Raw genomic sequence first — 14,359 nt, 5'->3', positions numbered from 1 at the left:
TCGTCTCCCCGGGCCAGGCGGTGGCGATGCCGCATTTGACGCGTTACGCGGCGATCCTAGACCACGGCTCGTGAGCAGTGACATGCATACAGTCATGAAATCAGTTCTCTTCCGGGTCCGGGCCGCGCACCGCGCGGCCACCGTCCACCGGCAGGACCACCCCGGTCACGAACGAGGCCGAGTCCGAGAGCAGGTAGGCCACCGCGTCGGCCACCTCGGCCGCCCGGGCGATGCGGCCGAGCGGGTGCAACTCGGCCATCTGGGCGTTCACCGCCGCCACCGCCGCGGCGTCCCGGCCGGCCAGGAACTGCTGGTAGCGCTCGGTCTGGACGGAGCCCAGGGCCACCGCGTTGACCCGGATCCCGGCCGGGCCGTGGTCGACCGCCGCGGCCCGGGTGAGCCCCTCGATCGCGGCCTTGGCGGTGGCGTAGGGCAGGGCCCCGCGAACCGGCCGCTGCGCCTGATGACTGGACACGTTGACGATGGCCCCGGCCCGGCCCGCGGCCAGGTAGTGCTTCACCGCCACGGCACAGCCGGTCACCGCGGCCGCCACGTTGCTGGTGATCAGGTCGAGAACGGTTGCCGCGTCGTCGGTGTCGAGGGAGGCGTCGCGGAACATCGCTGCGTTGTTCACCCAGCCGGCCAGGGGCGCGGCCTCGGCGGCGAGCACGGCCGCGTGCTCGGCCACCTCCTCCAGACAGGCGTCGCCGCGCACGGCGATCACGCGTTCACCGGCCGGATGATCACCGATCCAGGCCAGGGCCCGGGCGTCCAGCTCGACCGCGACCACCACGTCGCCGTCGGCCAGCAAGCGCTCCACGACCGCCCGTCCGACCCCTCGTCCACCGCCGGTGACAACGAAGCTCCGCATGGCCTCAGTCTTGTCCCGGTGCCGGATCGGGCGAAAGGGGCTTTCAGATCGCCTTACCCGGGTTGAAGAGGTTCAGCGGGTCGAGCGTCTGCTTCAGCGCCACCTGCAGAGCCTGCACCGGCGCAGGCAGCTCCCGGCGCAGCCCCTCACGTTTCAGCAGGCCGATGCCGTGCTCCCCGCTGACCGTGCCGCCCACCGCCAGGGCCGAGGTCAGGATCTCCTCGAAGGCCGCCTGGGCCGCGGCCCGGGACGCCTCGTCGTCGGCCGAGGTGCGGATCAGCGGATGCAGGTTGCCGTCGCCGGCGTGGGCGATGGTCGCGATGGAAACCTGGTGCCGCTCGCCGATCTCGACGATCGAGGCCAGCATGGCCGGGACCGCGGAGCGGGGCACGCAGACGTCCTCGGTGAGCACCGGGCCGAGCCGTTCCAGGGCCGGGTACGCCAGCCGCCGGGCCGCGAACAGCGCTTCGGCCTCCTGCTCGTCGGTGGAGACCGCCGCCCACAGCGCCCCGGCCCGGTCGAACACCTCGGCCATGGCCGCGGCCTCCAGCTGGCCGGACTCGCCCGGCGTGTCCACCTGCGCGAGCAGCAACGCCTCGGCGTCGGCCTCCAGCCCCAGGTGCTTCCAGTCCTCCACGGCCTGCAGGCAGGCCCGGTCGAGCAGCTCGAGCGCGGTCGGCAGCAGACCGGCCGCGGTGACGGCGGCGACCGCGGCACCGGCCGCGACCAGACTGGGGAAGGCACCCACGACGGTGCGCGGGGCCTCGCGGCGGGCCGGCCGCAGCCGCAGGGTGATCTCGGTGATCACGCCGAACGTGCCCTCCGAGCCGACGAAGAGGCCGGTCAGGTCGTATCCGGCCACCCCCTTGGTGGTGCGGCGGCCGAGCCGGGTGACGGTGCCGTAGGCCCCCGCCGGACCGCCCACCACGACCTCCAGGCCCAGCACGTAGTCCCTGGTCACGCCGTATTTGAGGCAGCACAGGCCACCGGCGTTGGTGCTGACGTTGCCACCGAGGGTCGACCACGGGGCGCTGGCCGGGTCGGGCGGGTACCAGAGCCCGTGGGCGGCCACCGCGGCCTTCAGGTCGTCGTTGACCACGCCGGGCTGGACCACGCAGATCATGTTCTCCACGTCGATCTCGAGGACCTGGTTCATCCGCGACAGGTCGATCACCAGGCAGCCGTCCACCGCGTTGGCGCCGCCCGAGAGCCCGGTGCCGGCCCCTCGGCTGACCACCGGGATGCCGAGGTCGGCGCAGGCCTTCACGGCCCGGCTCACCTCTTCGGTACTGGTCACCCGCACCGCCGCCAGCGCCTGACCGACCGGGGCCCACTCCGCGTCGTCGGCGCTGAGGCTGCGCACCACGTCGGCGTCCACGATGAGGTTCATCCCGGGCAGGGCCCGCTCCAGCGCCTCGAGCCTGGTCGTACTGATGGCATGCCTCCTGGTGACGCTTGTTGACTTCGTCTGTCGACATTGTGGGTCAGAAGCTGGTGAGACGGCAGTGCCCGCAGTCACCCACCGGGAATATCGGGGCGTGACTTTCCCGAGTCGAACGGCGCGAAGCGATCTCCGCTGACCTAGAGTGGTCATCATGGTGGGGCATTCAGAACGATTCGGCCCGGGCGTGCCCAAGGAGCTCGACCGCTACCTCATCCCCAGCGAGCAGATCATCTTCATGCTGCGCAGGCACTGGGTGGTGCTCGCCGAGCCGGTCGCCACGGCCGTCTTCGGCCTGATCATCCTGGCCTGGGTCAGCGGGCAGAACGACGTCCCCGGTCTGCTCACCCAGATCCTCACGGTGGGCTGGCTGCTGCTGCTGTCCCGGCTGATCCTCCGGGCCTGGGAGTGGTACGACGAGCTGTTCCTGGCCACCGACCGGCGGCTCATGCTGGTCCACGGCATCATCACCCGCCAGGTCGACATCATGCCGATGTCGAAGGTCACCGACATGCGCTACGACCGCACGGTGACCGGGCAGATCCTCGGCTACGGGAAGTTCGTGATGGAGTCGGCCGGTCAGGACCAGGCCCTCAGCACGATCAACTACATCCCCGACTCGGACCTGCACTACCAGCAGATCTCACAGATCATCTTCGCGCCGTCCGACCGCAAGGTGACCCAGAAGGCGGCCGCGCCCGGGTCGCGGGTGCCGATCAGTGAGCCCGAGCAGGCCTGGTGGCGGCGCAAGAACTAGAACTGAGGACGGGTGGCGCGGCCCGGGCGGGCCGGTCACCTCTGTTCTTCCGAGGACTTGTAGCCCCCGGGAAGCTTCTTGCGCATGTTCCCGCGGAACTCGTCGAGGAACAGTTCCCGGATCGCATCGCTGTCCAGGGCCCCGGACACGCTGGTCAGCTTGCCCTGGGCCAGGCGCGAGCAGACGGTGGTCCAGGCCTGGCCCACGGCCCAGGTGACGCTGGTGGCCACCGCTGCCGCGATGCCTCCGCCGACCAGTGAACCGGCCCCCGGAACCGTCTTGATCAGGCTGGTGACCAGGGAACGCCCACCGGCGGTGGCCGCTGCGGTGGCGGCCAGGGCGGCGGCGGTGGCCCGGTCCACGCCGACCCCGTAGATGTGCGAGATCGTGGCCATCATCGTGAGCTGGATCGGCACGAGCACCGCGGCGTCGGAGAACGGGATCGGGGTAGCCCCGGCCGCCGCGGCGGCTCCGACGGCGGTGCGGATCGCCTTGTTCGCCGAGTCGCGCTTGCGCTTCAGGTCGATCTTCTGAGCAGCCGTGAGCGCCTCTTCCACACCGGCCGGGGCAACGCGAAAGGTGGCATCGAGCAGTTCCTGCAGCCCGTGCGCCTCCAGGCCGGCGAAGTCGTCGGCCTTGGCGTTGGTCAGGAAGATCTCTTCCTTGGCGAGCGGGAGGTCGCGCCCGGCGATGTCGTCGCGCAGAGCCTCGGCGTCGGGGTGACAGCGGCCGTCCCGCCGGGGTACCTGGGTGAGGACGAGGAGCACCGGGAGCCCGAGCCGGTCGAGCTCGCGGATGAAGTGCTCCTCGGTCTCCTCGAAGCGCCGGTCGAGCGAGCGCACGCAGTACCAGGCAACATGGAGCTGCTCGGCCTGCGGCTGCCGGCGCATCTGGCGCACGTAGGCCTTGAGCTCGGACAGGATCGTCTCGTCGTCGGTACCGATCTCCAGCCCGCGGGTGTCCAGCACGCCGAAGTGACCGTCTGCGTGCATGTAGAGATGACTGTCCATGGTGACCGGCTGCCCGATGCCGGTCTCGGCCACGTCTTCCCCGAAGATCGCGTTGACCAGCGTGCTCTTGCCCACGCCGGTCTTGCCGAAGATGGCCAGGTTGAACCGGCCGATCTCGCGCGCCTTCTCGTCGAACGTGTCGCCGAACTGCTTGCTGAACCAGTCCCGGGGAGCGGGTGCCATGCGGGTAATCCTCGCATCTCTGCGCCGGCCCGCAGGTTCGGCCCGCTCGCCCACCTGGTGCGAGGACCAGGCGGGCGAGCAGTCTGTGCCCCGGCGACTCAGTGCATGACCACCGGCTCGGCCGGGTCGGCTGCGCTGTCGGCCGTGGTAGCGGTGACCTGCACGGTGGTGGCCCGCGAGCGGTACATCAGGGCCGCGAGCAGGGCACCGGCCAGGAAGAACCCGCCCACCCAGGCGTAGGCCGTGCTGTAGCTGCGCACCGCCGCCTCGGCGAGGACCTGGGCCGTGGCGGGCTGGTGCCCGGCCAGGTACGAGGTGGCCGCGGAGGCGGCGAGGGTGTTGATCAGCGCCGTGCCGAGCGAACCACCCACCTGCTGGCCGGTGTTGACCAGGGCCGAGGCCACGCCGGCGAAGCGCGGGTCGACGTTGAGGGTGGCCGTCTGGATCGCCGCGGGCATCATCTGGCCGAAGCCCATGCCCATCAGGATCAGCGGGAACAGGATGCCCGGGGCGTAGGCGCTGTCCAGGTCGAGCCCGGTGAGCCAGAAGGCGCCGACTGCGGCGAAGAGCATGCCCGAGGGCACCATCACGCGGGGGCCGAAGCGCGGCAGCAGGAAGTTGCTGGAGATCTGCGCGGTGAAGACCAGGGCCACGATCATCGGCAGGAACGACAGGCCCGTCTTGACCGGCGAGTACCCGAGGGTGAGCTGCAGGTAGTAGGTCAGGAACAGGAAGATGCCGAACATCCCGATGCCGGCCAGCAGCACCGACAGGTAGGAGGCGGAGCGGTTGCGGTCGAGCACGATCGCCAGGGGCATCAGCGGGTGCGCGGCCCGGGTCTGCCACCAGACGAAGCCCACGCCCAGCACCAGCGAGGCCACCAGCAGGCCGATGGTCAGAGTGTCGGACCAGCCGTCGGTCTCGGCGTGGGAGAAGCCGTAGACCAGCGAGAACAGAGCCGCCGAGACCAGCAGGGTGCCCGGCACGTCGAGCCGCGGACGGGGACCGGTGCGCGGCACCTCGGGCAGGAAGAGCAGGGCGCCGATCACCGCGACGACCGCGATCACGCAGTTGACGTAGAGGGTCCAGCTCCAGTCGAAGTGCTCGGTGAGGAAGCCGCCGAGCAGCAGGCCGATGGCGCCGCCCATCCCGGCGATGGCACCGAAGATGCCGAAGGCGCGGCGGCGCTCGACCGGGTCGGTGAAGGTGGTGGCGAGCACGGCCAGCGCGGTCGGGGCGAGCAGGGCGCCGAACACCCCCTGCAGGGCCCGGGCCGCCACCAGCCAGCCGAACGTCGTGGCGGCGCCGCCGAGCGCGGAGGCCGCGGCGAAACCGATCAGCGCGATGATGAAGGCCCGACGCCGGCCCATCAGGTCGGAGAGCCGGCCACCGAGCAGCAGCAGGCTGCCGAAGGTGAGCGCGTAGGCGGTGACGACCCACTGCCGGTCGCCGTCGGAGAACCCGAGGTCGGCCTGGGCCGACGGCAGGGCGATGTTCACGATGGACGAGTCCAGCACGACCATGAGCTGGGCGAACGCGACCGTGGCGAGAGTCAGCCAGCGCCCCTGGGGCGCGGCGGGCGCCGGCGGCGCAGATGTGGTCTGGGACATGGGCGCAACCATATACGAGACTCGCCAGTTCCGGAACAATGAAGTTTCGGGACTGCGCCGTTCCGGTACCCCCACGTTCCGTAACCCGGCCGTTCCGGAACGGCCGGGTACTATTTGCCACGGGGCGTCGTTGTCCTTCACAGGGCCGAACGCCACTCCACAACGATGAACCGAGGTGCCACCGCGATGACCACGCCGACGGCGAAGCCGGCCGAGCCGACCAGGGTGGGCCGTAAACGCGACCACTCGCGCGACCCGGAGATCCTCGAGGCCGCCCTCGACGTGCTGGCCGAGATCGGCTACGAGCGCATGACGGTCGACATGGTCGCCACCCGGGCCAAGGCCGGCAAGGCCACGCTCTACCGGCGCTGGCCGTCCAAGGCCGAGCTGGTGGTCGACGCGATCGCCTGCATGAAGCAACACCCGGGCCCCGGCCAGGCCACCGTCTTCGTGGCGCCGGACACCGGCTCGCTGCGCGGCGACCTGCGGGCGATGGTGAAGCCGAAGGCGATCAGCGACGGCAGCCGCCACCTCAAGATCATGCTCGGCGTGGCCTCGATGCTCTCGCAGCACCCGGAGCTGCTCGAGGCGATCAACGACATCATGATCCGCCCCCGGCAGAACATCTTCCGGCAGATCTTCCAGCAGGCGATCGAGCGCGGCGAGATCGAGGCCGGGGTGGACGTCGAGCTGATGTCGTCGCTCGGGCCCGCGATGGGCATGTTCCGGGCGCTCTACCAGCAGCAGGCCCCGTCCCGCGAGGCCATGCTGCACCTGATCGACACGGTGATCCTGCCCGCGGTCGGGCTGTCAGCGCCGCTGGAGGGTACGCACGATTGAGCCGTCGATCTCCTCGGTGATCGCCTGGGCCTGGGCCCGGCCCTCGGCATCGTCCTCGAACGGGCCCACGTAGACGACGAACCAGCCGGCGTTCATCGGTGCGTACCGGTCCGACTTGAGCACTCCGGCGTCCAGTCCGGTCTGCCGCAGCTCCCGTGCCTCACCGTGCGCCTCGTCGCGGGTGGGGAAGCTCGCCACCTGCACCACCACGAACGGTTCGTCGGTGGCCGCAGCGGGCAGGGGTGCCCAGTCGGTACGTGGGGTGCCGACCCCGACGGCGGTCATGGACGAGTGGGCGATGGCCGCCACGATGATCACGATCGCGGTGAGCACCGCCGCCAGAATCGGCCAGAACACATCGATCCCGGGCGCCTGCACCGACCATCGGGAGACACCGGTGGCCGGCGTCTGGGTCTGCTCCGCCTCCTGCCGGGAGGCGCTGCTCACGTCGGTCACGATGCCGGGAGTCTAGGCGCACCGGCTGCTTGCCTTCTGGCGATCCGGCTGGTCATCCCTCGGATCGACGCCCATCCAGGTCCATGGGTCACCCCTGTCACAGCCGTCACTGCGGTGCCTCGAGGAGCGCCCGCTGATAGGTACCGGCGGCCAGCCAGGCCCGGGCAAGTTCATCGTCGGCGCCTCCCGCGAGCCGTCCGAACACGTCCCGTCCGGCGGGCTGGGCGGCCGCCAGCAGACCCTCGAGCAGGGTGGCCGCCGTAGCGAGTTGCTCGCGGCGCAGTAACGCGGCCTCCTTGCGGACATCCTGAGGGACGCCGGGCACGGACAGCGTTCTACGGCCGCCCGAGACCACCCTCTGAAGACGACGCCGGTAGGCCAGAAGTGGATCCGTGACCTCGCCGGCCTGGGGATACGGCGGTGGCGGGCCGGAGGGCCGTAAGTATCGGGGGCTCAGCCGGTCGAACCCCAGATCGGCGTGCCCGTTCAGGGCGGCCGGCAGCCGCAGATCACCACCCCCGATGGCGATCAGCTCGAGCGTGGCGGGCAGTCCGAGGAATCGGGCCGGGGCGGCCGAGCCGTTCACGTCGTCAGGCCGAGGACGCGCGACCGCCAGCATCCGCAGCCCCGGTTTTTCGGCCAGCAGCCGCAGATTTTCGCGGTGGACCTGACGATGGTCACCACCAGGGACGACGAGCCGAACCCCCTCCCCCGCGTCGTCGACCGCGAGAATGGCATCCCGTTCGCTGCCACAGACCGTCAGCGAGAGCAGGCGAGGCACCCGCGCGGAGGCCGGCCGAGCGCTGTTCGCCTCGGCGGCCTGACCGTTCAGTGGACCGAACCGCACTGCCAGCTGAGGTTCGGTCCAGGCCACGCCCGCAGCGCGAACCGCCCGGACCGCGTTGCCCGACCCCAGTCGTCCGTCCGGATTGGCGGTGGCCGAGGCCATGATCATGCCGGCGCGGGTCAGTTCCCGGTGCGAAAGCCCGGTCTCGCCGACTGCGACCGGCCCCGAGGCTGATGCCGGGATGCGTTCCGCATCGCCGGGTTTGACGTCCGAGACCGACCACAGACGTCCATCGGCATCCGTGAGCCACACCACCACACCCGCGTAGCCGGCCGCGCTCGTCACCGGCTCCATACACAGACCGGCCAGTCTCAGCCCGCCGACTCCCTGATAGACCGTGCGCGCCGTTCCGCGCCACTGGTCCGGTCCACCTCGGCCGCTGATCACCACGTGCGCGACCGCCAGCACCTCGAGCAGGTCGGCGGTGAGCGAGGGCAACGAGAACGAGGCGTCGTCGGACCGTGCCGCCCGAATCCCGCTCACCACCCGGGTGGTGGCCGAGGCCAGGCGGTGCAGCGCCCGTAACCGCGCCTGATGAACCCCTGCCAGCAACTGTCCCTGCAAAGCCGCCCCCGCACCGACCGTCCCGGACTCGAGCAACTGGGCCGCCCCGTCCCAAATCATTTGTGCAGCGGCTTGTTCCGTGGGTTTCCACGGGTTCGCGGGGTGGTCCGGTTGCTCGATTGAAGACGTCGGTGGGCCTGTCCGGTCCTCCTCGGCACCAACCAGCGGGGGAACCTCGGGATCGCTGGGCCGGTCGCCCACCTGGTGACCTTCCGGGCTACCGGCGGACTCGACCGGCTCAGGAGCCGGAGTCTCGGCCTCCAGCACCGGTGCCACGCTCAGCACCGCGGCCCGGTGCAGACAGCCCGGCGCCAGAAGGCAGTCACAGAGCACATTCTCAGGACGGCGCAGGGCACCCTGCTCGGGCCGCAGGGTGACCTTGGCCGATCCCAGGTCGACGACCTCGTCGGCGTACTGCCACCCGGAGGCGCCGGAAACCGCTGCGTCCAGGCGCTTCTGCAGCCGTGCCGGCAGCCCGGCGATCGTCTCGGCCACGAGCAGCGGATCGGCCGGAGGCAGCTTCATCTGACCTGCTCCCCCACCCAGCGAGCGAGCTCGAGAGGACTCAGGGCGGCGACCGGCATGCCTGCCCCCACGAGCTGACCGGCCACCGAGACGCTGTATCTCGCCGCCCCGGTCTCGTCCAGCCCGGCGCAGCCCAGCACGTGCACCCCCGCGTCGACCAGCAGCCTCACCTGCGCCAGCAGCGGGCCGACGGCCCCGCCCTCCTCGAAGTCGCTCACCACCACGACCATGGTGCGGCTGGGCACGGTGACCAGCTGGCGGGCGGCCGCCAGCCCGGTGGCTATCGAGGTGCCACCGCCCACACTGACTTCCAGCAACAACGAGAGCGGATCGCTGACCATGCCGGTGAAGTCGATGACCTCGGTGGAGAAGGCCAGCAGGTGGGTGGTCAGAGCGGGCACACCGGAGAGCACCGCGGCGGTGATGGCCGACCAGACCGTCGAGGCCTCCATCGAGCCGGAGACGTCGACCAGCAGAATGATCCGCCAGTCGGTGGTGCGCTTGCTGCGGGTCTTGAACACCGGGTGCTCAGGAATGACGACCGGGGTTCCGTCGGGCCGGTAACGCGCCGTACGCAGATTGGCCCGGATGGTGCGGTGCAGGTCGATCGGCCCACCCGGACGACGGGTGGGCCGGGGCGAGGTCAGTCCGGTGAGAGCCGGGGTGAGCGTGCGGGACAGTTCCTGGGTGAGGTCGGCGACCACCTTGGCCACCAGCGGGCGCAGCCGGGCCACGGTTCGCTCGGGCAGGGCCCCGGCCAACGAGAGCACGCTGGTCAGCAGTTCCACGGAAGGCCGGGCCGAGGCCGGGTCGATCGCCAGCGCCGCATCCACCCGCCCACCGGCGGCGGCCGCGGCCAGAACCTCTTCCCGCACGCCGGCCCCGAACAGCTGTGTGAGTTCCTCGGACCATTCACGTACCCCCGGATAGGCCGGGCCGTCGCCCGCGCCGCCTCCGCCGAGGTCGCCCCCGGCCCCTTCACCCCGCCCCTGACCGTAGAGCTCGTCCAACGCCACGCCGTAGCGCTTGGCCTGCCCCTGCAGCTGCCCCTGCTTCTGGCCCAGCACCAGCCGCCACCGGTCGGCCGGGGCAAGGCTGACGGTGCCGGCCAGGCCACGCTCACGCAGGACCTCGAGAGCATGGGCGTCGGCCTGGGCCCAGCGTCCGAGCAGCACCGGATCGGTGGTCATCACCAGGTCGAGCCGGTCTTCCAGGCGGGCCTCGACCGCTGCCAGCAGACGACTGCGGGCGGCCGGGGTGAGGACGTCGAAGCCGCCGCGCACCGCCGGAAGCCTGCGCAGGAAAAGGGCGTCCGGCATCTGCTCGAGCCGGGCCAGCAACGGGTCGAGCACGTCCCCGCCGGCCTCCAGCAACGGGCCGGCCACGATGAGCAGGCCGGACAAGCGGGCGGTGAGCTCGACCGGAGTATCCAGGTCGAGCCAGCCCGCGGCCCGGTGACCGAGTTCGGCCGCGTCGTCCAGCCCGAGCAGCACCTGCACCGCCGCCCCGGCGCCCCGCATCAGCGGGCTGCCTTCGGTGGTCAGGCGTTTGAGCGCAGCCTCCAGGCGCAGCCCGGTCCCGAGCTGGTCGTGCCGCACGACCAGGGCCAGCAGGGCCCGGGCGTCGGCCGGATCGGTGGACCCGGCCAGGCCGTCCACCTGGCGGATCGCCGCCGAGTGCACCTCGTCGACGACCACGCCGAGCTGGATCTGGGGGTGGCCGGTCCAGGCCGCCGGGTCACCCAGGCCGGCCAGCCCCGGGATGGTCTGCTGCTCCAGCCGGCTGAGCAGGTCCAGGCCGGTCAGCAGCTCGGGCAGGGTGGCGGAGGCGGGCAGGACCCGGGCCACGTCGTCCAGCCGGTCGGCGGCCAGCCCGGGCAGCCCGCACTCGGCCGCCGCCAGCAGACCGTCGAGCACCTGCGAGGCCGTGCTGCCGCCCTCGGCCCGCTCCCGCTCGCGCTGCCTGCGCAAGGTGCCCTCGGCCGCCTGTTCCAGGGTCACGCCCAGGAGCCCGGCCATCTCGGTGAGGGCCGCGGACGACGGCGTCCACTCGGCCAGCCAGTGAGTGGTCAGAGCGGCGGCTGCCCCGACCCCCTGGACCTCGGCGGCCAAGGCGTAGTGAATGCCGCAGGCCTGGGTGCGCTGCAGGGTGATCTCGCGCCGCCGGTCGAGCGGACTACGCAGCGGATCGAGCCGGAGTTCCTTGCGCCCCGGAGCCTCTGGGTTCGGCAGCTTCAGCTCTCTGAGCAGGGCCTCGAGCGAGGGACCGAGCCCGGACCGGGGAGTGCCGGGGGCCAGCCGACCGCGACGCTCGCCGATCAGCACGCGCTCCATCGCCTGCGCCACCACCCGTCCGCGCCCCAGCGCCTCGCCCTGCGCCAGGACGGTGGTCAGCGCTTCGACGATCTCGCTGCGGCCGGGTGCGGGCAGACCACGCAGCCGGGCCAGGTCCTCGGTCAACCGCACCACCTCGCGAGCCTCACCCGGACCCGCCGGATGCCCGCCCGCCCGGATCTGCGCGCAGACCTCGACAGCCACCCTCGCAGCGGCGGTGGCGACCCGAGCGGGATCACCGCCGGCCCTGACCGTCTCGGCCTGCCAGCGCGGGTCGCGGATGCCGGCCGGATACCCAGAGCGGCTGTCCAGCAACGGATCGGCGTAAGGAACCAGGCTGGTGGTCACATCCCGGACCGGCCGGGGCTCGGTGAGCGCCTCGACCTTCGACTGCTCGGCCGGATCGGTGATGGCCGAGCCGACCAGTGCGGGCGCATGAAAGGCGCCGACCAGAACGGCAGTGCGGGCCTGCGGGTGCTGCTGCTGGTACTCGCGGATGACGGCCCGCATCTGCGCCTCGCGGCGGAGGTCGACCCCCGACACCCCGCCGTCGGCGGCCTCGTCGGCGCGCATCGCCCAGCCCACCGCCAGAGCAGCCCGCCGGACCTGTTCGGGGGTGGATCCAGGTGCGGGCGCCTCGACCACGCGGTCCCACAAGTCGTCGCCGTCGCGGCCGGTCTGGGCGTGACGTAGTGCGCGGGAGAAAGGTTGATGTGAAATAGTTTTCGGGCTCAGGTCGTCGCCGTGATCCGAACTGCTCCTCGCGTCGGCCGCGACCATGTTCTTCTTCTGGGCCTTCTTGGCCGTGCCCTCTCCCCAGCCCGCATCACCCAGCGGAAGGTCGCACGCAACGACCTTCACCCCGTGCGCGACCGCCCACCGGATCGCCACCAGTTCTGGGGAGAAGTCGGCGAACGGATAGAACGGCAGCGGCTCGCCCGAGCCCGCGAGCGCGACCGGGGCGACCGTGTCCGGATGCCCCAGCCAGGGCATCCACCGCTCGAACTGGCCAGGCATCTCGATCAGCAGGGCATCGGGCCGCAGCTCCTCGAGCAGGGTTGGGATCACCGCCGAAAGGGAGGGCGAATGATGGCGAACACCGATGAGATACGGGTGAGCGGCGACCATCTCGGCGACGGCCGCCCGGGGATCAAGCAACGCACTGCGCCGCTCGGTCGCGCGACCATCACGCTTGCCGGCTCCGCGCGCTCGGGGACGGGCGTCGCGGGCGACTGCGTCGCGGGCCGCTGCGTCCGACACGGCCAACGATCGTACGGCGGCGTCCTGACCGGCCACGTCCTGCCCCGCGCTGCCCCGCCCAGCGCCGCCCTGCCCGGCGTTACCCCGCCCGGCACTGCCCCGCCCGGCACTGTCCCAACCGGCGCCGCCCTGCCCCGCGCCGTCCCGCCCGGCACTGCCCCGCCCGGCACTGTCCCAACCGGCGCCGCCCTGCCCCGCGCCGTCCCGCCCGGCACTGTCCCGCCCGGCGCCGCCCTGCCCCGCACCGTCCCGCCCAGCACCGCCCTGCCCGATGCTTTCCTGAATCACCGCACCCCAAGAGGTATCTCGTGCAGCGTTGCCTCCCGACCGTCGACGCCCAGCACCGAAATCAGACCCGGTACCGGCGAGCCCTTCTGCAGACAGCACGGTTCCGACCTGCGGCGTCGCGTCGCCGCGGGCCAGATCGGCCGGCTCGGTCAGATTGGCCGGATTGGCCGGCGGGGGTGAACTTCCCATGGTTGTTCTCAGACCTCCAGCCTTCCGCGCAGCTCCCAGACCTGTCGCCAGAGCCGTCCACCGCGCTCGGCCCTACGCCGCACCGCTCCGTCCCAGTAGCCCAGAAGCCTTGCCGCGTCGGCCGGGTCGTCTTTGCGGACCACCCCCAGCAGGTGCCCGGGCAGCAGCGAGAGCACGTCGCGACCGGTCGGGAAGTAGGCCGAGGCGAGGCCCAGGGCAGCGGCCACGGACACCGCCTCGGCGGTGCTCATCACGGTGGACGGGCGTTCCACCTCCCAGCCCTCGACCGTGCTACCGGTGCGCAGGTCGCGGAAGGCGGTGACCAGGACCTCCAGCACCGCGTCGTCCACCGTGAAGGGAGCCTGCACCCGCTCCAACACCGCCGCGGCCTGACGCCGGACCAGCGCCGTCTCCAGTTCGATGTCGGCGATCGGCTGCACCTGCTCGAAGTTGAACCGCCGCTTGAGCGCGGCCGACATCTCCGAGACCCCGCGGTCACGCAGGTTGGCCGTGGCGATCAGGCAGAAGCCGGGGGCGGCGTGCACGGCCGAGTCCTCCCCGGTCAGTTCCGGCACCGCGATCCGGCGGTCGGACAGGATGCTGACCAGCGAGTCCTGCACCTCGGGAAGGCAGCGGGTGACTTCTTCGACGCGGGCGACGGCTCCGGACGACATCGCGCTCATCACCGGGGAGGGCACCAGGGCGGCGCGGCTCGGCCCCTGAGCCAGCAGGGCGGCGTAGTTCCAGCCGTAGCGCAACTGGTCTTCGGTGGTTCCGGCGGTGCCCTGGACCACCAGGCCACTGGTTCCGCAGACGGCCGCCGAGAGCAGTTCGGAGAGCATGGACTTGGCCGTGCCGGGCTCGCCGACGAGCAGCAGGCCGCGCTCGCCGGCCAGGGTGACCACGCAGCGCTCGACCAGGGCCCGCTCGCCGACGAACTTCTCCGAGATCGTCATCCGCTGAGGAATGCCCTCGCGCTGAACGCCTTGCGGCAAGGACAGTGGGCGCTCGCTACCGACGACGAAGGTGACGACGGCGCGGGGAGTGAGCCGCCAGCCGGGAGGACGGGCTCCGTCGTCATAAGCGGCCAGGAACTCCAACTCGGCGGCGAACTTGTGCTCCGGCGGATCAACCTGCCGCGGGCCGCCAGCCCCGGCCCCACCGGCCCCAGCCCCACTGGCTCCG

The 14,359-nt window shown here is 71.6% G+C and carries 10 protein-coding genes; 2 read left to right on the top strand and 8 right to left on the bottom strand.

What is annotated here, in order from left to right; genetic code table 11:
* Positions 1-100: 100 nt before the first annotated feature.
* Together LWF15_RS08620 and LWF15_RS08615 are read right to left on the bottom strand one after the other, a co-directional pair.
* On the bottom strand, positions 101-871 hold the full coding sequence (locus LWF15_RS08620; protein ID WP_232809882.1) for an SDR family NAD(P)-dependent oxidoreductase: 771 nt from the start codon (positions 869-871) through the stop codon (positions 101-103).
* 43 nt (positions 872-914) lie between these two features.
* The gene (locus LWF15_RS08615) at positions 915-2,261 is read right to left on the bottom strand and encodes an FAD-binding oxidoreductase (RefSeq protein ID WP_232809881.1); all 1,347 of its coding nucleotides are present in this window, start codon (positions 2,259-2,261) and stop codon (positions 915-917) included.
* Between the two features lie 205 nt (positions 2,262-2,466).
* On the opposite strand from LWF15_RS08615, the gene LWF15_RS08610 reads away from it, so the two are divergent.
* A complete protein-coding gene (locus LWF15_RS08610; protein ID WP_232809880.1) occupies positions 2,467-3,069 on the top strand; it encodes a PH domain-containing protein in 603 nt (200 codons plus the stop codon).
* Between the two features lie 35 nt (positions 3,070-3,104).
* Here the strand turns inward: LWF15_RS08610 and LWF15_RS08605 are convergent, their stop codons facing one another.
* Both LWF15_RS08605 and LWF15_RS08600 read right to left on the bottom strand, forming a co-directional pair.
* Positions 3,105-4,262: a GTPase family protein gene (locus tag LWF15_RS08605; RefSeq protein ID WP_232809879.1), complete on the bottom strand. Its 1,158-nt coding sequence runs from the start codon at positions 4,260-4,262 to the stop codon at positions 3,105-3,107.
* Positions 4,263-4,360: 98 nt separating this feature from the next.
* On the bottom strand, positions 4,361-5,872 hold the full coding sequence (locus LWF15_RS08600; RefSeq protein WP_232809878.1) for an MFS transporter: 1,512 nt from the start codon (positions 5,870-5,872) through the stop codon (positions 4,361-4,363).
* A 186-nt stretch (positions 5,873-6,058) separates the two neighbouring features.
* Between LWF15_RS08600 and LWF15_RS08595 the strand changes: the two genes are divergently transcribed.
* Positions 6,059-6,712 carry a TetR/AcrR family transcriptional regulator gene (locus LWF15_RS08595; RefSeq protein ID WP_232809877.1) on the top strand — a complete coding sequence of 218 codons (654 nt, stop codon included), beginning with the start codon at positions 6,059-6,061 and terminating at the stop codon, positions 6,710-6,712.
* Here LWF15_RS08595 and LWF15_RS37390 read toward each other — a convergent pair.
* The 4 genes from LWF15_RS37390 to LWF15_RS08575 all read right to left on the bottom strand — a co-directional run.
* Positions 6,683-7,168, bottom strand: a complete 486-nt coding sequence (locus LWF15_RS37390) for an SPOR domain-containing protein (RefSeq protein ID WP_232809876.1) — start codon at positions 7,166-7,168, stop codon at positions 6,683-6,685. The genes LWF15_RS08595 and LWF15_RS37390 overlap by 30 nt on opposite strands.
* Before the next feature lie 106 nt (positions 7,169-7,274).
* Complete coding sequence (locus LWF15_RS08585; RefSeq protein WP_232809875.1) at positions 7,275-9,104, bottom strand: hypothetical protein; 1,830 nt, start codon at positions 9,102-9,104, stop codon at positions 7,275-7,277.
* Positions 9,101-12,565: a DUF5682 family protein gene (locus LWF15_RS08580; protein ID WP_269809863.1), complete on the bottom strand. Its 3,465-nt coding sequence runs from the start codon at positions 12,563-12,565 to the stop codon at positions 9,101-9,103. Before LWF15_RS08580 ends, LWF15_RS08585 begins: the two co-directional genes overlap by 4 nt.
* 617 nt (positions 12,566-13,182) lie before the next feature.
* Positions 13,183-14,359 (bottom strand): ATP-binding protein (locus LWF15_RS08575; protein WP_232809873.1); only part of this gene is annotated, 1,177 nt, incomplete at its 5' end.

It is taken from the genome of Kineosporia rhizophila, from assembly GCF_021277265.1.
Lineage (GTDB): Bacteria > Actinomycetota > Actinomycetes > Actinomycetales > Kineosporiaceae > Kineosporia > Kineosporia rhizophila.
Note: the sequence above shows the minus strand (reverse complement) of the source record. Positions and strands in the feature narration are given on the sequence as shown.